General features: G+C 67.3%; 17 protein-coding genes and 2 riboswitches. Of the genes, 13 read left to right on the forward strand and 4 right to left on the reverse strand.

Features of this window, described 5'->3' with window-relative positions; genetic code table 11:
* The first annotated feature begins 19 nt into the window (after nt 1-19).
* The 6 genes from TEP_RS02015 (at nt 20) to TEP_RS02040 (ending at nt 5,140) form a co-directional block, all read left to right on the forward strand.
* Nucleotides 20-730: a response regulator transcription factor gene (locus TEP_RS02015; RefSeq protein WP_132823992.1), complete on the forward strand. Its 711-nt coding sequence runs from the start codon at nt 20-22 to the stop codon at nt 728-730.
* Between the two features lie 32 nt (nt 731-762).
* Nucleotides 763-2,058 carry a HAMP domain-containing sensor histidine kinase gene (locus TEP_RS02020; protein ID WP_132826427.1) on the forward strand — a complete coding sequence of 432 codons (1,296 nt, stop codon included), beginning with the start codon at nt 763-765 and terminating at the stop codon, nt 2,056-2,058.
* Between the two features lie 73 nt (nt 2,059-2,131).
* Nucleotides 2,132-2,632, forward strand: coding sequence for a MarR family transcriptional regulator (locus TEP_RS02025; RefSeq protein WP_132823993.1), 501 nt, complete (start codon nt 2,132-2,134; stop codon nt 2,630-2,632).
* Entirely contained in the window at nt 2,629-3,366 is a 738-nt protein-coding gene (locus TEP_RS02030; RefSeq protein ID WP_132823995.1) for a DNA alkylation repair protein, read from the forward strand. The genes TEP_RS02025 and TEP_RS02030 overlap by 4 nt, the downstream gene beginning before the upstream one ends.
* A gap of 187 nt (nt 3,367-3,553) precedes the next feature.
* Nucleotides 3,554-3,814: a hypothetical protein gene (locus TEP_RS02035; RefSeq protein ID WP_132823996.1), complete on the forward strand. Its 261-nt coding sequence runs from the start codon at nt 3,554-3,556 to the stop codon at nt 3,812-3,814.
* A gap of 252 nt (nt 3,815-4,066) precedes the next feature.
* Entirely contained in the window at nt 4,067-5,140 is a 1,074-nt protein-coding gene (locus TEP_RS02040) for a 3-deoxy-7-phosphoheptulonate synthase (protein ID WP_132823998.1), read from the forward strand.
* A gap of 171 nt (nt 5,141-5,311) precedes the next feature.
* Here the strand turns inward: TEP_RS02040 and TEP_RS02045 are convergent, their stop codons facing one another.
* Complete coding sequence (locus tag TEP_RS02045; protein WP_132824000.1) at nt 5,312-5,929, reverse strand: trimeric intracellular cation channel family protein; 618 nt, start codon at nt 5,927-5,929, stop codon at nt 5,312-5,314.
* An 84-nt stretch (nt 5,930-6,013) separates the two neighbouring features.
* Nucleotides 6,014-6,117, reverse strand: a riboswitch (glycine riboswitch).
* A 13-nt stretch (nt 6,118-6,130) separates the two neighbouring features.
* Nucleotides 6,131-6,220: riboswitch (glycine riboswitch) on the reverse strand.
* Nucleotides 6,221-6,260: 40 nt separating this feature from the next.
* Here TEP_RS02045 and TEP_RS02050 point away from each other — a divergent pair.
* Both TEP_RS02050 and TEP_RS02055 read left to right on the forward strand, forming a co-directional pair.
* Nucleotides 6,261-6,518: a GIY-YIG nuclease family protein gene (locus TEP_RS02050; RefSeq protein WP_032952084.1), complete on the forward strand. Its 258-nt coding sequence runs from the start codon at nt 6,261-6,263 to the stop codon at nt 6,516-6,518.
* A 72-nt stretch (nt 6,519-6,590) separates the two neighbouring features.
* On the forward strand, nt 6,591-7,016 hold the full coding sequence (locus tag TEP_RS02055; RefSeq protein ID WP_132824001.1) for a nuclear transport factor 2 family protein: 426 nt from the start codon (nt 6,591-6,593) through the stop codon (nt 7,014-7,016).
* Between the two features lie 131 nt (nt 7,017-7,147).
* On the opposite strand, the gene TEP_RS02060 is transcribed toward TEP_RS02055, so the two are convergent.
* A complete protein-coding gene (locus TEP_RS02060; protein WP_132824002.1) occupies nt 7,148-8,428 on the reverse strand; it encodes an NAD(P)/FAD-dependent oxidoreductase in 1,281 nt (426 codons plus the stop codon).
* A gap of 121 nt (nt 8,429-8,549) precedes the next feature.
* Between TEP_RS02060 and TEP_RS02065 the strand changes: the two genes are divergently transcribed.
* Complete coding sequence (locus TEP_RS02065) at nt 8,550-9,344, forward strand: NYN domain-containing protein (RefSeq protein ID WP_132824003.1); 795 nt, start codon at nt 8,550-8,552, stop codon at nt 9,342-9,344.
* 57 nt (nt 9,345-9,401) lie between these two features.
* Here TEP_RS02065 and TEP_RS02070 read toward each other — a convergent pair whose 3' ends face one another.
* Nucleotides 9,402-9,593, reverse strand: coding sequence for a hypothetical protein (locus TEP_RS02070; RefSeq protein WP_132824005.1), 192 nt, complete (start codon nt 9,591-9,593; stop codon nt 9,402-9,404).
* Between the two features lie 78 nt (nt 9,594-9,671).
* On the opposite strand from TEP_RS02070, the gene TEP_RS02075 reads away from it, so the two are divergent.
* Nucleotides 9,672-10,292 carry a glutathione S-transferase family protein gene (locus TEP_RS02075; RefSeq protein WP_025879392.1) on the forward strand — a complete coding sequence of 207 codons (621 nt, stop codon included), beginning with the start codon at nt 9,672-9,674 and terminating at the stop codon, nt 10,290-10,292.
* 113 nt (nt 10,293-10,405) lie between these two features.
* Here the strand turns inward: TEP_RS02075 and TEP_RS02080 are convergent, their stop codons facing one another.
* Nucleotides 10,406-12,616, reverse strand: a complete 2,211-nt coding sequence (locus TEP_RS02080; protein ID WP_132824006.1) for a primosomal protein N' — start codon at nt 12,614-12,616, stop codon at nt 10,406-10,408.
* Nucleotides 12,617-13,009: 393 nt separating this feature from the next.
* On the opposite strand from TEP_RS02080, the gene TEP_RS02085 reads away from it, so the two are divergent.
* From TEP_RS02085 to TEP_RS02095, 3 genes are all read left to right on the forward strand, one after another.
* Nucleotides 13,010-14,011: a hypothetical protein gene (locus tag TEP_RS02085; RefSeq protein ID WP_132824007.1), complete on the forward strand. Its 1,002-nt coding sequence runs from the start codon at nt 13,010-13,012 to the stop codon at nt 14,009-14,011.
* Nucleotides 14,004-14,579 carry a DUF3106 domain-containing protein gene (locus TEP_RS02090; protein WP_132824009.1) on the forward strand — a complete coding sequence of 192 codons (576 nt, stop codon included), beginning with the start codon at nt 14,004-14,006 and terminating at the stop codon, nt 14,577-14,579. Before TEP_RS02085 ends, TEP_RS02090 begins: the two co-directional genes overlap by 8 nt.
* Nucleotides 14,580-14,760: 181 nt before the next feature.
* On the forward strand, nt 14,761-16,125 hold the full coding sequence (locus TEP_RS02095) for an MATE family efflux transporter (protein WP_132824010.1): 1,365 nt from the start codon (nt 14,761-14,763) through the stop codon (nt 16,123-16,125).
* Nucleotides 16,126-16,155: the final 30 nt, after the last annotated feature.

The raw sequence follows: 16,155 nt of genomic DNA on the forward strand, positions 1-16,155 counted from the left end.
CGCGCGCCATAATCGTTGCATGACTGCAGCAACCGACATCGTGGTGGTCGATGATGACCTCAGCATCCGGGAAGCGATCGCCGACTGCCTGCGCGCGCATGGCTACCACGTCCGGGTAGCGGCCCATGCGGCCGCACTGGACGAGTTGCTTGCCCAGCAGGGCACCGACCTCATCGTGCTGGACTGGATGATGCCCGGCGAAGATGGGCTGTCGGTGTGCCGTCGCCTGCAGTCGCGCGGCACGCCCATCCTGATGCTCAGTGCCATGGCAAGCACGCCCGACCGCGTGATCGGCCTGGAGGTGGGCGCCGATGACTACCTGGCCAAGCCCTTTGACCCGCGCGAACTGCTGGCGCGGGTGCGCGCGCTGCTGCGGCGTGCGCAGAAGCAGGCCGACAGCGCGCAGGCCGCAGTGCTGCGTTTCGATGGCTGGCAGCTGCAGCTGGAACACCATCGCTTGCTGACGCCCGCCGGGGCCGAGGTCACCCTCACCACTGGTGAGTTCGCGCTTTTGCGGGCGCTGGCCGAGCGCGCCGGTCGCGTGCTCAGCCGTGAGCAGTTGATGTTGTTTACCCGGGGCGATGCCAGCGAGTCGTTCGACCGCGCCGTGGATCTGGGCATCAGCCGCCTGCGGCGCAAGCTGGCCCAGGCGGCACCCGGTGGCGAGGCACTGGTGCAGACGCTGCGCGGTGAAGGTTACCGGTTCTCCATCACGGTCAGCCGCCGATGAAGCGCCCTTGGCGAACCGCGACCTGGATGGCGTTGTTGACCCTGTCCACCCTGCTGGTGGCCCAGCTGGTCAGTTTTGCCGTGGTATGGGCGGTACCCAGCCCGGCGGCGCCACAGATGAGTCTGCTCGATGCTGTGCAGGTCATGGCCGGTCGTGCAGCCACGCCATTGGGCCTGCGTCGCTGGAGCCAGGCCAGCGCGCCGATCGGCGCCGACAACGATTGGATGAGTACCGTGGCTGCCGCGCAGCTGCGAGTGCCCCGTGAGCGGGTGCGAACGGTCTGGCAACGCACGCCCGACCCGGCTGCTGTGCAGGTGCAGGTGATCAAGCAGGGGCAACTGCTGCAGACCGGGCCCGAGCAGCGTGCCACGGTGGAGCAGGCCCTGCTGCTGCCGGGCCTGCGTTGGCCCGCATTTGAACTGGCAGTGCAGCAGCCCGGTGGTCGGTGGAGCGTCGTTGGCGCCAACCACAGCGAGCTGCTGCAGTGGCGCCGGCAAGTGCTTTTGGCCTTGCTGGCCGGCGCCGTGCTGCTGGCGCCGCTGGTCGCCTGGCTGGCGCTGCGCCTTACGCGCCCATTGCGGCGCCTGGCCGATGCAAGTGCGGACCTGTCGCTGCAGTCCAACGCATCTCTGCCGTTGGATGGGCCGCGCGAGGTGCAGGTGTTGGCCGCGGCGATGAACGCTGCCAGCGAGCGCCTGCGCGGCCAGGCCCATGATGTGACCCGGATGCTGGCAGCCGTGGCCCACGACCTGCGCACGCCATTGACCGGTCTCCGCCTGCGTGCCGACAGCGCGCCGCCAGCGCAGGCCGCACGCATGGTGGCCGACATCGAACGCATGAGCGCCATGATCGAGCAGGTACTGGACTACGCGCGTGGCGAGCTGGAACCTCCGCTTCTGCAGCCGCAGGATATGGTGGCGCTGCTGGATGACTGCATACAGTCAGCGCACGCGCGCGGAGTGGATATCCATGCTGCCTTGCCTGATGCGCTGATATGGCGAGCCGACGCACTGTTGCTGAGGCGCGCGCTGGATAATCTGATCGACAACGCGGCGCGCTACGCCGGTGCAGTGGAACTGCGTGTCGAGCGCGTTGGGGCGAGGTTACACGTGGAAGTGATGGACCGCGGTCCCGGCATCGCGATGGCAGACCGGCAGCGTCTGCTTCAACCCTTCCAGCGCAGCGAAGCATCCCGCAGCCGCGACACTGGCGGGGCCGGACTTGGCCTGGCGGTTGCTGCCAACGCCGCGCAACGCCACGGCGGTGACCTGCAGTTGCTGGGCCGCGACGGAGGCGGCCTTGTGGCAAGGCTGGCGCTGGCATCCTGAAAACATCTTTGATGTGCAACACCCGTCGCTTCCCCTGATATTATTAGGCGGCTAATTACATGGAATGAAGCGTGTGCTGGAGACCAAACATCGTGCCCTCATCACCGAAGCTGCCCGTCGCGGCGATCCCCACCTGGCCCAGCTTCGCCTGTGCTTCCAGCTGCTTTCGCTGTCCACCGCCATCGACCGCGACTGCGCCACCCGCCTGGCGCCGCACGGCCTGAGTGAAGGCCGCTTCATCGTGCTGTTTCTGCTGCACGGGACCGAAGGCGGTCTTTCCCCCCACCAACTGGCCGAACGCGCCGGTGTCACCCGCGCCACCATCAGCGGGTTGCTCGATGGCCTGCAGCGTGACGGCCTGCTGCAGCGGCGCAGCGATGCCGAGGATGGCCGCCGTCTGCAGATCGTGCTGACCGCGCGCGGCAAGCGCTTGGCAGCCGATCTGTTCGACCAGCACACCCAGTGGATCGGTGGACTGTTCAACGGCCTTGATTCCGGCGAGAAGGCGCAGTTGTCGCAGCTGCTGGAAAAAGTCTGGCGACACACCGACGCAGGCCAGGAAACAGGTACATGAGCAGCACCATAGGCACTGCACGCCTGCAGGCACTCAATGCGGGCAGCGCATCCAGCACGCACCTGGCCGAGTGCCTCGCAGTGGATTTCGCCGTGCTGCTGCAGGCGGTGGCACCAACCTTGCCCCAAGCATCCATGCAGCGCATCCGCGCCGCTGCAGGCAAGGGAATCACCCAGCGCATGGCATTGGCCGCAGCGGTGCTGCGCGAGGCAGGGCAGGGTGACGTGCACTGCTGGCAGGCGCATCCCTCCGACACCGTGCGCGGATGGGCCTGCTATCTGATCGGCGGCGACGCGCAGGCGGCATTGGCCGACAAGCTGCAGGCGATGCGCCCACTGGCAGATGATCCGCACTTCGGTGTGCGCGAATGGGCATGGTTGGCCCTGCGCAGCGATATCGTCGCCGAACCGCTGGAAGCGCTTGCCCTGCTGCAACCCTGGACGCAGCAGCGCTCGCCCCGTCTGCGCCGCTTCGCCTGTGAGGCGCTGCGCCCCCGCGGTGTATGGGCCACGCACATTGCGCTGTTCAAGCAGCAACCCGAGCACGCGTTGCCCCTGCTGGAGGCCCTCGCTGACGATCCCGAGCGCTATGTGCAGGACTCTGTCGGCAACTGGCTGAACGACGCCGGCAAGAGCCAGCCCGACTGGGTGCGCGATGTGTGCACGCGGTGGCAGTCAACGCACGACAGCGCAGCCAATACGTACATCCGCAAGCGCGCGCTGCGCTCGCTGTAGCGCCGTACCGTTCACCCGCGTTTCCCGGTAGTGCCGGGCGCTGGCCGGCAACCCGTGATCTTCAAGGAAGACCCCATGCGCCACTGCCTCATCGGACTACATTCCGGCGCCCTGGTGGCACATGCGCGTGTCATCCATTCCGGGTAAAGATGGCGCTTGGCCGTGTCCACCCGCAGGGAAGTCGAGCATGCAGAGCAAGATCCAGGTGACGTTGTACGGAGCGCTGGGCAGCAGTCCTGCGCTGCAGGTGCCCGGCCTGGAAGGGCCGGTGGTGGCCATCCAGGAAGCCACGGTGCGGCAGCTGGTGTCCGATCTGTATACGGCCAGGTCCATGCTCAACCCCGAACAGCTTGATGAGGCCAGGCAGGAACTGGACCGCGTGGTGGAGCGCTGGGTCGACATCCACGAGACGCTGTTGCTGGACGTGGAAGTGCATGGCGGCCGATAGCCCGCTGAACCGCGCCCGCAGTTGCGGATGAAACAGTTGGCACCCGCCAAAACCCTGTGTTATCAATAGATCCCATGAGCGCAGCCCACGCCAGCTTTTATTGGTATTACTTTCCGAAGCCCTCGGCGGAGGAAGGATTGCGCTCACCCTGAAGAAAGCTTCAGACGCATTCCCGAAAGCCGCCAGCGAACCTGGCGGCTTTTTTCATGTCGCCACGCTGCGGACCCCCACCTTCCGTAGAGACCCCTCAGCATGCCCCCGCACACCGACGACCTGCGTATCCGCACCATCGAACCGCTGACACCGCCTGCCCAGCTGCTGGCGATGCTGCCCTGCGATGACGAAGCCTCCGACACTGTCAGCGCCTCGCGCGCCGCCCTGCACCAGATCCTGCACGGCCGCGACGATCGCCTGGCGGTGGTGGTCGGGCCGTGCTCGATCCACGATCCGAAAGCCGCCATCGAGTACGCACAGCGCCTGAAGCCGCTGCGAGATGCGCTGGCCGGCGAGCTGGAAATCGTCATGCGCGTGTACTTCGAGAAGCCGCGCACCACGGTGGGCTGGAAGGGCCTGATCAACGATCCGGACCTGGATGGCAGCTTCAAGATCGACAAGGGCCTGCGCATCGCCCGTGGTCTGCTGCGCGACATCAACAAGCTGGGCCTGCCGGCCGGCGTCGAATTTCTCGATGTGATCTCGCCGCAGTACATCGCCGATCTGGTCGCCTGGGGCGCCATTGGCGCGCGCACCACCGAAAGCCAGGTGCATCGTGAACTTGCGTCGGGACTCTCGTGCCCGGTCGGCTTCAAGAACGGCACCGACGGCAACGTCAAGATCGCCGCCGATGCCGTAGGCGCAGCCTCCAATCCGCACCACTTCCTGTCGGTCACCAAGCAGGGCGGCACCGCCATCGTCTCCACCACCGGCAACCCGGATTGCCATGTGATCCTGCGTGGCGGCAAGCAGCCGAACTACGATGCGGCCAGCGTGGCCGATGCCTGCCAGGCATTGGCCAAGGCCAAGCTGCCGACGCGCCTGATGATCGATGCCAGCCACGCCAACAGCCTGAAGAACCACGAAAACCAACCGAAGGTGATCGAAGACATCGCCGCCCAGCTGGAAGACGGCGAGCAGCGCATCGTCGGCGTGATGGTCGAAAGCCATCTGGTCGGCGGTCGCCAGGAACTGGTGGAAGGCCAGCCGCTGGTCTACGGCCAGAGCATCACCGATGGCTGCATTGATTGGGACACCACCGTGCAGGTGCTGGAGCGGCTCGCCGCTGCCGTGCGCGCCCGCCGTGAGCTGAAGGTGTCCGAAGCCGCTTGAGTGCGGCACGTGTGTGGATGGCGGCCAGCGCCTGCGGGGGTGCGGCCGCGATCAGGGCCGGTCGGAGTTGGAGACCGGCCCGTCTGCACCGGCGATGCGCCTGGCGCTGTGCAATCCTGCCAGCGCCAGGTACATCGCCGGGGTGGTGTGAAACCCGGCGAACGTCAGCCCTCAATGCACTTCGTCGTGGTACACGAACTTGGGCATTTCCCAGCGAAAGTGGATGGCCAGCAGGCGCACGGCGAACCCGCCACCCAGGCAGCACAGGATCGCCGTGGCATCGGCCACGCCCCAGTGCAGCAACAGCAGATACACCGCACCGGTCAGTAGCGAGATGATCGCGTACAACTCTTTCTGGAAGATCAACGGCACCTCGTTGCAGAGGATGTCGCGCAGCACGCCGCCGAACGCGCCGGTGAGCATGCCGGCGATCAGCACGATCGGCAGTGCATGGCCGGCCTCGCGCGCGATCGAGCAGCCGATCAGGGTGAAGGCGATCAGGCCCAGCCCGTCCAGCACCAGGAAGGTGCGGCGGAAGTGGTGCATCCAGCGCGCCACCCAGGTAGCGATCAGTGCGGCGCACACGGTGAAGCCGAGGTACTCCGGATGTTTCACCCAGCCCAGCGGATAGTGGCCAAGCAGGATGTCGCGTAGTGAGCCGCCACCGAGGGCGGTGACACAGGCGATCATGACCACGCCGAACAGGTCCATGCGGCGGCGGCCGGCGGACAGGGCACCGGTCATGGCTTCGGCGGAAATGGCGATCAGGTAGATGATGGACAGCAGCATGGGACAGGCTCCAGGCGCGGTGGGGCCGGCCATGCGCCCATACCGCCACTGCCTGCGCAATGACGGGACGAGGATGACCGGTGCCGCTCCCGCTGTCCTTTTGCCTGAGAGTTCAGCGGCGTGAGCCGCGTGCCCCTTCGGCGGATCGTCCCGGGCGTGCCCGGTGACCTCTCTCCAGCTCGGCGAGTCGAATGCATGGTTGGTGGGATTCCAGCCCACCGGCCTGAGCGATCATGGGAGCCTGCGCCTTCGGCGGGCGCCAGCGCGGCGCCTCTCTCCTGCATTCGGTCGCCAGTATATCCGCTGCAGTGCAGCACGGCATAATCCGGCCATGGTTTCGCCCTCCCGCCCGTGGTTCCTGTACCTGCTCGAATGCCGCGACGGCAGCTATTACGCCGGCATCAGCACCGACGTGCAGGCCCGTTTTGCTGCCCACCAGGCCGGCAAGGGGGCCCGCTACACCCGGTCGCGGCCGCCACTGCGGGTCCTGGCGGTGCGCGAGTACCCGGACCGGGCAGCGGCCTCGCGTGCCGAATGGGAGCTCAAGCGGCAGCCACGCGAACGCAAGCTGGCGTGGCTGTTGCAGTAGATCCACGCCATGCGTGGATCGGGCGCATCCGCCCATGCCATGATCGCCCAGCCCTCAGCGCTGGAGACCGGGATGTCCACCGTTGCCCTGTTGTTCGCACTTTCCGCAGCAGCAAGCCCTGCCGCCGACGCCGCCACGATCGCAGCCATCGATGCCACCTGCCACGACTACGTCGACGGTCAACTGGAAGCCGACCCGCAGCGCGTCGCCCGTTCCCTGCATCCGGATCTGGCCAAGCGCGCGGTGCTCGGTGATACACCGGACGAGCGCCTGGGCCTGCGCCGGATGTCGAAGGAAGAGCTGGTTGCGTTGACGAAGCAGGGCGCGTTGAAGACCCCGAAAGATCAATGGGATCGCCGCTGCACGGTGCTGGACGTGACCGGCAACGCCGCATCGGTGCGGCTGGAAACCCCGTGGTTCGTCGACTACTTCCACATGGGCCGCTTCGAGCAGCGCTGGGTCATCGTCAACGCGCTGTGGTACCCGAAGCCGAAGTAGAGCCACGCCATGCGTGGCTGCGCTCCATGCAGCCTGCGCAGAGATTCATCCACGCATGGGGTGGATCTACTGCAGGGGCGGGTCAGAGCCCTTTCCTGCGGAAAGGGATCCGACCCCGTTGCACGTGGACCCTACCGCTTCGGTCGCCGGTCTTCGCGGTCGTCGCCGAAGATGATCCGCGCGCTGCGCTGGTAGCTCCAGTACGCCACCGCCCAGTTCAACAGCACCACGACGCGGTTGCGGAACCCGATCAGGAAGAACACGTGCGCGGCCAGCCAGAACCACCAGGCCAGCACGCCGGACAGCTGCAGCTTACCCAGGTGCACGATCGCGGCCATGCGGCCGATGGTGGCCAGGTTGCCGAAGTCGGCGTACTTGAACGACCCGGGTGCTGCCTTGCCATGCAGGCGCGCGCGAATCACGCCCGCCACGTACTTGCCCATCTGCTTGGCGGCAGGCGCAACGCCCGGTACCGGTTTGCCGTTGGCCTGGTTCAGCGCAGCGAGGTCGCCGGCCACGAACAGTTCCGGGTGACCAGGCAGGGTCAGGTCGGGCTGCACCTGCACGCGACCGGCGCGGTCCAGCGGCACGTCCAGCGTGCGCGCCAGCGGTGAGGCGGCCACGCCTGCGGCCCAGACCACGGTGCGTGCGGGCACGAACTGGTCGCCCAGCTTGAAGCCCTGTCCATCGATGTGGCTCACCGGCGTGCCGGTCATCACTTCCACGCCCAGCTTCTCCAGCTGCCGGCGCGCCTTCAGCGAAAGTACTTCGGGGAAGGTGGACAACACGCGCGGACCGGCCTCGACCAGCCGTACCTTGGCGCTGGCCGGGTCGATGTGGCGGAATTCATTGCGCAGCGTATGCCGGGCGATTTCCGCGAGCGTGCCGGCCAGCTCGACGCCGGTCGGGCCACCCCCCACCACGGCAAAGCTCAGCCATGCCGCCTTCTTTTGCGGGTCCGGTTCGGCTTCGGCGCGTTCGAACGCCAGCAGCAGTTTGCGGCGCAGGGCGATGGCATCGTCCAGGGTCTTCAGTCCGGGCGCATCGTCGGCCCATTCGTCGTGGCCGAAGTAGGCGTGGGTGGCGCCGGTGGCCAGCAGCAGGCTGTCGTAGTCCAGCGTGCTGCCATCGGCCATGCGCACCTGGCGGGCGTGCTTGTCGATGGCTACCACTTCGCCCAGCCGCACCTCCACGTTGCGCTGGTGGCCGAGGATGTGGCGCAGCGGTGCGGCGATATCCGGAGCGGACAGCCCAGCGGTGGCCACCTGGTAAAGCAGCGGCTGGAACAGGTGGTGGTTGCGACGGTCGACCAGGGTGATGCGTATGCGTTCGCGGGCCAGCGCACGGGTGGCCCACAGGCCGGCGAAACCGCCGCCGACAACGACCAGGTGGGGGACGCGATCACGACTCATCGACTCACTCCAGGGGGGCATGGGGGAAGTGCCTGGCATCTTCGCACGGCGGCTCCTTGTCACGTCAGCGTGCATCGGGATCGGCGATACTCGGGTTCAGGCAACTGCCCGTGAGGAGTCCATGAGCGAACCGGAAAAGCGCATCGCCCTGTTGATCGACGCCGACAATGCACCGGCCTCGAAGATCGACGAAGTCCTGGCCGAGGTCGCGCGCTACGGTGTGGCCAACGTCCGCCGTGCCTACGGCAACTGGAAGAGCCCACGACTGAAGGGCTGGGAGGCGGTGCTGCACGAGTACGCGATCCGCCCGATCCAGCAGTTCGCCTACAGCAAGGGCAAGAACGCGTCGGACATGGCGATGGTGATCGACGCGATGGACCTGCTGTATGCGCGCAACCTCGATGGCTTCGCAATCGTGTCCAGCGATGCCGACTTCACTCCGATGGTGATGCGCCTTCTGACCGATGGCGTAAAGGTGTATGGCTTCGGCGAAAAGAAGACGCCGGAACCTTTCGTCAACGCGTGCTCCAAGTTCACCTACCTCGAAGCGTTGGGCCAGACCCACGCCAGCGTGCAGGATGTGGAGCAGGCAGCGAACGAACCATCATCGAACGGACAGGCGCCCAGCGAGCAGGGCAGCAGCGATGATGTGCGCCCACGCAAGAGCGGGGCGGAAATGCGCAGCGACACGCGTCTGGTGAAGATGCTGCGCCGTGCGGTGTCCTCGGCAGAAGGCGAGGATGGGTGGTCGCACCTGGGTCCGGTCGGCAGCCAGATCGGCAACCAGGCCTCGTTCGATCCGCGCAACTACGGTTACGGAAAACTCAGTGACCTGCTGGCGGCGATCGGTTTGTTCGAACTGAAGAAGGACGGTAAGTCCTCCTACGTACGCGCGCTGCCGAAGAAGAACCGGTAGCGCCGGGCGTTGCCCGGCGTGTGCAGGTCGCGCAGCACTGCGGAAGACACGGTGAGGCTACAGCGTACGTGCGCTGTAGCCGGCATAGCCTTCCGCAAATCCGTTGGCGAAGTCTTCAACGCCATTGAAGGCCAGCAGCAGCACGCCGGCGCACAGCAGCATGTTGCGGTTCGAGCGCCGGTACCCGAGCACCAGCATCACCAGTCCTGCTGCCAGAAGCGTGTAGTTCACTGCATCCCATGCGGTCATGTCGTCTCTCCCTGTGGATGGGCGTATCGTAGCGGCTCCGCGCCATCGCGGCGCACTGCTGCACGCAAGGAAACCCGCATGTTGAAGATCTGGGGCCGCCGCAATTCCAGCAACGTCCGCAAGGTGCTGTGGTGCGCCGAGGAAATCGGCCTGCCGTACGAGTCCATCGAAGTGGGTGGCAGCCACGGGGGCACGCAGTCGCCGGAGTACGTGGCGATGAACCCGAACGGCCTGGTGCCGGTGATCGAAGACCACGGCCTGCCGCTGTGGGAGTCGAACACCATCGTGCGCTACCTCAGTGCGCGCTATTCGCTGGGCACGCTGTATGCCGAAGATCCGATGGAGCGCGCCCAGGCCGAAAAGTGGATGGACTGGAGCACCTCGCGGATGGCGCCGCTGTACTCCGAACTGATCTGGGGCATCATGCGCACCGCACCGGCCGACCGCGATGAGGCACGCATCAATGCGGCGATCGTGCGCGCCGGTGATTTCCTGGCGCTGCCCAATGCAACCCTGGCCAAGCAGCCGTGGCTGTCGGGCGACACGTTCGCCATGGGTGACATCGCGCTGGGCTCGTTGATCTACGCCTGGTTCGAACTGCCGATCCAGCGCCCGGACCTGCCGCACCTGGCCGAGTGGTATGCACGCCTGCGCGAACGCCCGGCGTACCAGCGCGGCGTGATGTCACCGATGACGTAAGCGAAGGCGCGACGTTCGGGGTCAGAGCCCTTTTCTGCGGAAAGGGATCCGAGCCCAAGCCTTCGGGGTCGGATCCCACCCAACGGGTGGGCTCTGACCCCAGCGCATTGCCCTCAGTACAGATCCGTTGGATCCACATCCAGCGACCAGCGCACCTTGCGCGCCTCCGGCAGCGCGTACAACTGCGGCACCAGCTGTGCCAGTACCCCATGCAGCGGCGGCCGCTGTGCCGCCGACAGCAGCAGCTGCGTGCGCTGATAACCGGCACGGCGCGGCATCGGCGCCGGCATCGGCCCGTAGGCCTCCACCATGTCCTGCTCACCCAGCAGTTTCCGCGCAGCGAGCAGGAACGCGTTGGCGTGCTCGACCTGCTGCGCTTCGGCACGCATCAATGCCAGGTGCGCGAACGGTGGAAAACCTGCCGCCTGGCGCTGGTTGAGTTCGGCCTGCGCGAACGGGTGGTAACCACCGTTGACCAGCGTCTCCAGCAGCGGATGGCCCGGATGATGGGTCTGCAGCCACACCTCACCCGGATCGCGCGCGCGACCGGCGCGGCCGGCTACCTGGATCAGCTGCTGCGCCAGCTTTTCGCTGGCGCGGAAATCGGCCGAGAACAGGCCTTCGTCGATGCCCACCACCACCACCAGCGTCAGCTTGGGCAGGTCGTGGCCCTTGGCCAGGATCTGCGTGCCGACCAGGATGCCGGGCGCGTCGCCGAGCTTGGCCAGCTGCTGCTCCAGCGCATCGCGGCGGGCGGTGGTGCCACGGTCGATGCGCACCACCGGGAAATCGGCGAAGGCACTGACCAGGTGTTCTTCCAGCCGCTCGGTGCCGATGCCCTGTGGCTGCAGGGCCAGGCTGCCGCAGGCGGGGCAGGCCAGTGGTGCCGGCTGCCGCGCACCGCAGTGATGGCATTGCAGGCGACGGCCACCGCCATGCACGGTCATCGGTGCATCGCAGCGGTTGCAGGGTGCGGTCCAGCCACAGTCGTGGCACAGCAGCACCGGCGCATAGCCGCGGCGGTTCTTGAACACCAGCACCTGCTGGCCACGCTGCAGGTGTTCGCCGATGCCGGCCAGCACGTCGGCAGAAAGGCCATCGCGCAGCGGGCGCTTGCGGACGTCCAGGATGCGCACGCGCGGCGGTCGGGCATCACCGGCGCGCTGTTTCAGGCGCAGGTGCGCATAGCGGCCGGCATAGGCGTTGTGCAGGGTTTCCAACGACGGCGTGGCGCTGCCCAGCAGCACCGGAATGCCCTGCGCCTTGGCCCGCACCAGAGCGAAATCACGTGCGTGGTAGCGGATGCCGTCCTGCTGCTTGTAGCTGCCGTCGTGCTCTTCGTCCACGATCAGCAGGCCGGGCTGCGGCAGCGGAATGAACACCGCCGAGCGCGTGCCCACGATCACCCGTGCTTCGCCGCGCGAGGCTGCGGCCCAGACGCGCGCACGCTCGTTGTCGGTCAGCCCCGAGTGCAACGCATGCACGGCGATGCCGAGACGGCCGCGGAAGCGCGCCAGGGTCTGCGGGGTCAGGCCGATCTCGGGCACCAGCACCAGGGCCTGCCTGCCCTGCGCCAGGCAATGGATGATGGCCTGCAGGTAGACCTCGGTCTTGCCGCTGCCGGTCACCCCGTCCAGCAGGAATGCCTGGAAGCTCTCGGCGGCGGTGATCGCGGCCACCGCTTCGGCCTGCTCCGCATTGAGGGTGGGGCCGGGCAGGGGCTGGGCGTGCTGCGGCGCCACGCTCAGGGCGATGCGCTCGGCCAGGTCGCGCTTGCCCAGACTGCGTGCGGCCACCCGCCAATCCTGCATGCGTGCGGACAGGACATCTTCGTCCACCACCGCTTCGGCCAGCAGCTCGGCCAATTGCCGCGGTCGGCTGCCGGCGCGCAGCTTCTCGCGCTGTGCGTGGCCTTCGGCTGTCAGCTGCCAGCCCCAGTGATGGGTGTCGGGCAGCGGTTCGCCATGCCGCAGCGGGCCGGGCAGGGCGGTGCTCAGTACTTCGCCCAAGGGGGCGTGGGTATAGCGGGCCAGCCACTGCAGGCTCTGCCACAACTCGCCCTGCAGCAGCGGTGTGGTGTCACACCAGGCCAGTGCCTGGCGCAGGCCCTGGCTGTCCTCTACCTGCCCATGCCCTGCCACCACGCCGATCAGTTCGCGGTTGCCGAACGGCACCTTCAGCCGGCAGCCGACCGCTACCGTCGGGCCTTCGCCCTGCGGTGGCTGGTAGTCGAACAGGCGCGGCAGGGGCACGGGCAGGGCGACCTGCAGGGTCGGGACAGGGCCGGATTCAGAGGCGAGCATCGGGCCAGTGTAACGGCCCATGCGAGGGCGCATGGCAGTGGCAGATGCGACTGGCATGCCCTCCGGCGAATCATAAATGTCACCTAAATATCGGTGTCTATTGGAGATTCAGTCTTATCCACATCTTCTGTGGATAAGTCTGTGCGTTAGCGGCTCATGGCGCCGTATGAGGCCGATGGCGACGGCCTCACGCTTTGGTTGGTCAAAAAATAGCCACACTTTAAATTCAATTTAAATCAATAACTTAAGTGTGAAACATTGCTGAAACAGGGTGAATTCAGCCATTCACGCAGGAATCGCCCGGTTCCCGCGTGGTGCTGTGCACAACCTGCAGCAGAAACCGTCTGCAATCGCAAGTCCTGCCGGGCAGTGATGGGCTGCCGCTATCATGCCGGCAGACCTTTGGAGTGACCGATGACGGCTGTGCCCGCCCCTGTTTCCTCGACCGCGGCCGGCGCGCTGTCGGCATTTCTGCGTGGCGTCGAACGCCGTGCCCTGGTCGTGGCCGAACTGCAGTGCGGTGACCCCGCCCGTGCCGAACAGACGCTGGTGGCGGTGATGCGCGCCTTCGCCGCGGTCGCCAGCGACCTGCCGATGGCGCAGTGGCCCAGCCGCTTCTGGACCCTGCTGGGCCAGCGCCAGGCGCTGCGCGAGCCGGCCACCGGCCAGTGGCCGCCGTCGTTGGCCGCGCTGGGCGAGATGGCACCCTTGCCGCGGCTGGCCTTGCTGCTGCGGGTGGGGGGCAGCCTGGACGAGGGCATCGCCACCCGCGTTCTGGATGTCGACGAAGAAGGCTATCAGCGCCTGTTGGCCACGGCCTGCCCACGCGATGCCGATGGCCAGCCCGACGCCCCTGCATGGCGTGCTCTGGCCGAACAGGTGCAGCTGCGTGTCCGCGACCTGCCGGCCAAGCGCCTGCAGCAGCTGCAGCAACCGTCCGCGCCAGCGGCCAACAACCAGGCGCCTGCGTCCAGCTGGCGTGCACCGCCGCGCGACGAACGCGCATCTGCAAGCGGCAAGCGTCGCCGCCCCAATGCCAAGCCGCGCTGGCGTGGCCCGGTCATCCTGTTGATCACCGTGGCAGTGCTGCTGCTGGCTGCGCTGGGCTGGCGCCATTGGCAGGGCCGTGCGCTGACTGCCGATGGCCCCCTGCCCGAAGGCGTGGTCGGCGAGGCCGGGCCGGTCACCGTCGAGGAGTTGCCAGCCAGCGATGTCCGCCCCGCTGCGGGCAGCGATGCGCAGGCCAGCGAAGATGCCGCGATGCTGGCCGACCGCGATTACCCGCTGCTGGCCGAGGCCGACATGCATGCCTGGAGTGCCGCCGGTGGCCCGTTGCCGGTGGACGAGTCACAACCCAAGCCGACCCGTCCGGAACCGGTCGGCGCAGCGCTGGAAACCTCTGCTGCCGATGAATAAGCGCCTCTTCGCCGGCCTGCTGCTGGCCCTGCCGCTGTCGCTGGCGGCCGCTCCGCAATCAGTGAACGTGCCGCTGCCCGCACCGTCGGCGACACCATCGGCAGCGCCCACTGCGGCGCCCACTGCCGCGGCGGCATTCGCGCAACTCGATCCCGCCCAGCAACGCCAGCGCCGCAGCGACTACGCCGCGTGGCGGGCCCTGCCGGAGGGTGAGCGCGAACGCATCCGCCAGGCCGCCGCCCGCTTCGCCGCGTTGCCGGCCGACCAGCAGCAACGCCTGCGCGCGCAGTTCCAGGCACAGGACCAGGCCTTCCGCGAAGGCTGGCGGCTGGGCCCGCAACTGGGCGCCGAGTTCCCCAAGCTGCACGGCCTGTTCGGCTTCGTACCGCCGCAACAGCGCGATGCCGTGCTTGCCGTGCTGCGCCAGCTGAGTCCGTCGCAGTTGGCGCAGCTGGCCCTGGTCGCCCAGCGCACGCCGCCGCAGGAACGCGACAGCGTACGCAGCGCATTCCTGACGGTTCCCGCCGCCGAACGCGACACTTGGCTCAAGCGCCAGGCCGGCCAATAAGCGAAAAGGGGACGGAGGGAATTAAGTCGTTTCTGGCTCGACTGTGCCGGATACGACTTAATTCCCTCCGTCCTCTTTATGGGGCAGTCATGGGAATGACCGCCCGGCGCGCGTAAGATGGCCGGCCGCAACCCGGTGCCTGTGCCCTTCGCGCGCAACCGTAGTTCGCGTCAAGCACCTAATGTCTACTGCAACCTCCACGCCGCGCTTCAGCAAGGAAGTCGGCGCTACCGGTCTGCTTGCCCTGCCGCTTGTGCTCGGGCACGTCTCCACCGGTCTGATCTCCTTCGTCGACAACGTGATTGCCGGCCACCATGCGACATCCACCCTGGCCGCAGTGACCATCGGCACTGCGCTGCTGTGGCTGCCGATGCTGATCCCGATCGGCACGCTGATCTCCCTCACCGCCTCGGTGTCGCAGCTGCATGGCGCCGGCCGCGAGCGCGAGATCGGCCCGCTGTTCCGGCAGGCGCTGTGGCTGGCGCTGGGCCTGGGCCTGATCATGTTCACCTTCCTCACCGTGGTGCCGCCGCTGCTGCCGGCATTCGGCATCGCCCCGGACATCGTGCCCGGCGCAACGGCCTTCCTGCATGCGGTGCGCTGGGGTGGCCCGGCGCTGACGCTGTACTTCTGCATGCGCTATCTCAGTGAAGGCATGCATTGGACGCTGCCGACCATGCTGCTGGGTTTTGGCGGCCTGCTGGTGCTGGCGCCGATGGGGTACGTGCTGGCCAACGGCAAGCTGGGCTTCCCGGAAATGGGCGCTGAAGGCCTGGGCATCGCCTCGGCGGTGATGATGTGGCTGCAGGCGATCGCCTTCGGTACCTACCTGTGGTTCACCAAGCGCTTTGCCCACCTGCACCTGTTCTCGCACTTCGAGGGCCCGCGCTGGAAAGCGATCTGGGACCTGCTGCGCACCGGCCTGCCGATCGGCATCACCGTGCTGATGGAAGGTGGCCTGTTCATCGTCACCGCATTGCTGATCGGTCGCCTGGGTGCCAATGAAGCGGCCGCGCACCAGATCGCGATCAACGTGGCGCAGCTGTGCTTCATGATCCCGATGGGCGTGGCCGAGGCGACCACCGTGCGGGTCGGCCATGCGGTCGGCCGTGGCGATGGCTTCGGCGTGCGCCGCGCGGCGTGGGCCGGTTACGCGATCATCATGGGTACGCAGACGCTGTCGGCGGCGGCACTGCTGTTCGGCCACGACGCCATCGTCGGCGTCTACACCAACGACCTGGCCGTGGCCGGGCTGGCCTCGACCCTGCTGCTGTACGCGGCCACCTTCCAGTTCCCCGATGGCATCCAGGTGCTGTCGGCCGGCGCGCTGCGCGGCCTGAAGGACACCCGCGTGCCGATGTTCATCGCCATGTTCGCCTATTGGGGCCTGGGCATGCCGCTGGGTGCCGGGCTCGGCCTGGGCCTGGGCATGGGGCCGCAGGGCATGTGGATCGGCCTGATCGTCGGCCTGACCGCCGCCGCCATCCTGATGGGCTGGCGCCTGAGCCGCAGCAGCAAACGCATTGGCCAGTCCACGCTGGCCTGACATCACGCCGGTCGCGGGCAACCGTGACCG

Source organism: Stenotrophomonas sp. TEPEL (assembly GCF_004348785.1).
Lineage (GTDB): Bacteria > Pseudomonadota > Gammaproteobacteria > Xanthomonadales > Xanthomonadaceae > Stenotrophomonas > Stenotrophomonas indicatrix.

Excerpts from the sequence above, each read along its gene's own strand:
- TEP_RS02050 (WP_032952084.1), top strand. The coding sequence starts at position 6,261 with ATGGTTTCGCCCTCCCGCCCGTGGTTCCTGTACCTGCTCGAATGCCGC.
- TEP_RS02055 (WP_132824001.1), top strand. The coding sequence starts at position 6,591 with ATGTCCACCGTTGCCCTGTTGTTCGCACTTTCCGCAGCAGCAAGCCCT.
- TEP_RS02075 (WP_025879392.1), top strand. The coding sequence starts at position 9,672 with ATGTTGAAGATCTGGGGCCGCCGCAATTCCAGCAACGTCCGCAAGGTG.
- TEP_RS02035 (WP_132823996.1), top strand. The coding sequence starts at position 3,554 with ATGCAGAGCAAGATCCAGGTGACGTTGTACGGAGCGCTGGGCAGCAGT.
- TEP_RS02085 (WP_132824007.1), top strand. The coding sequence starts at position 13,010 with ATGACGGCTGTGCCCGCCCCTGTTTCCTCGACCGCGGCCGGCGCGCTG.
- TEP_RS02065 (WP_132824003.1), top strand. The coding sequence starts at position 8,550 with ATGAGCGAACCGGAAAAGCGCATCGCCCTGTTGATCGACGCCGACAAT.
- TEP_RS02040 (WP_132823998.1), top strand. The coding sequence starts at position 4,067 with ATGCCCCCGCACACCGACGACCTGCGTATCCGCACCATCGAACCGCTG.
- TEP_RS02095 (WP_132824010.1), top strand. The coding sequence starts at position 14,761 with ATGTCTACTGCAACCTCCACGCCGCGCTTCAGCAAGGAAGTCGGCGCT.
- TEP_RS02045 (WP_132824000.1), bottom strand. The coding sequence starts at position 5,929 with ATGCTGCTGTCCATCATCTACCTGATCGCCATTTCCGCCGAAGCCATG.
- TEP_RS02070 (WP_132824005.1), bottom strand. The coding sequence starts at position 9,593 with ATGACCGCATGGGATGCAGTGAACTACACGCTTCTGGCAGCAGGACTG.
- TEP_RS02080 (WP_132824006.1), bottom strand. The coding sequence starts at position 12,616 with ATGGGCCGTTACACTGGCCCGATGCTCGCCTCTGAATCCGGCCCTGTC.
- TEP_RS02060 (WP_132824002.1), bottom strand. The coding sequence starts at position 8,428 with ATGAGTCGTGATCGCGTCCCCCACCTGGTCGTTGTCGGCGGCGGTTTC.
- TEP_RS02090 (WP_132824009.1), top strand. The coding sequence starts at position 14,004 with ATGAATAAGCGCCTCTTCGCCGGCCTGCTGCTGGCCCTGCCGCTGTCG.
- TEP_RS02030 (WP_132823995.1), top strand. The coding sequence starts at position 2,629 with ATGAGCAGCACCATAGGCACTGCACGCCTGCAGGCACTCAATGCGGGC.
- TEP_RS02015 (WP_132823992.1), top strand. The coding sequence starts at position 20 with ATGACTGCAGCAACCGACATCGTGGTGGTCGATGATGACCTCAGCATC.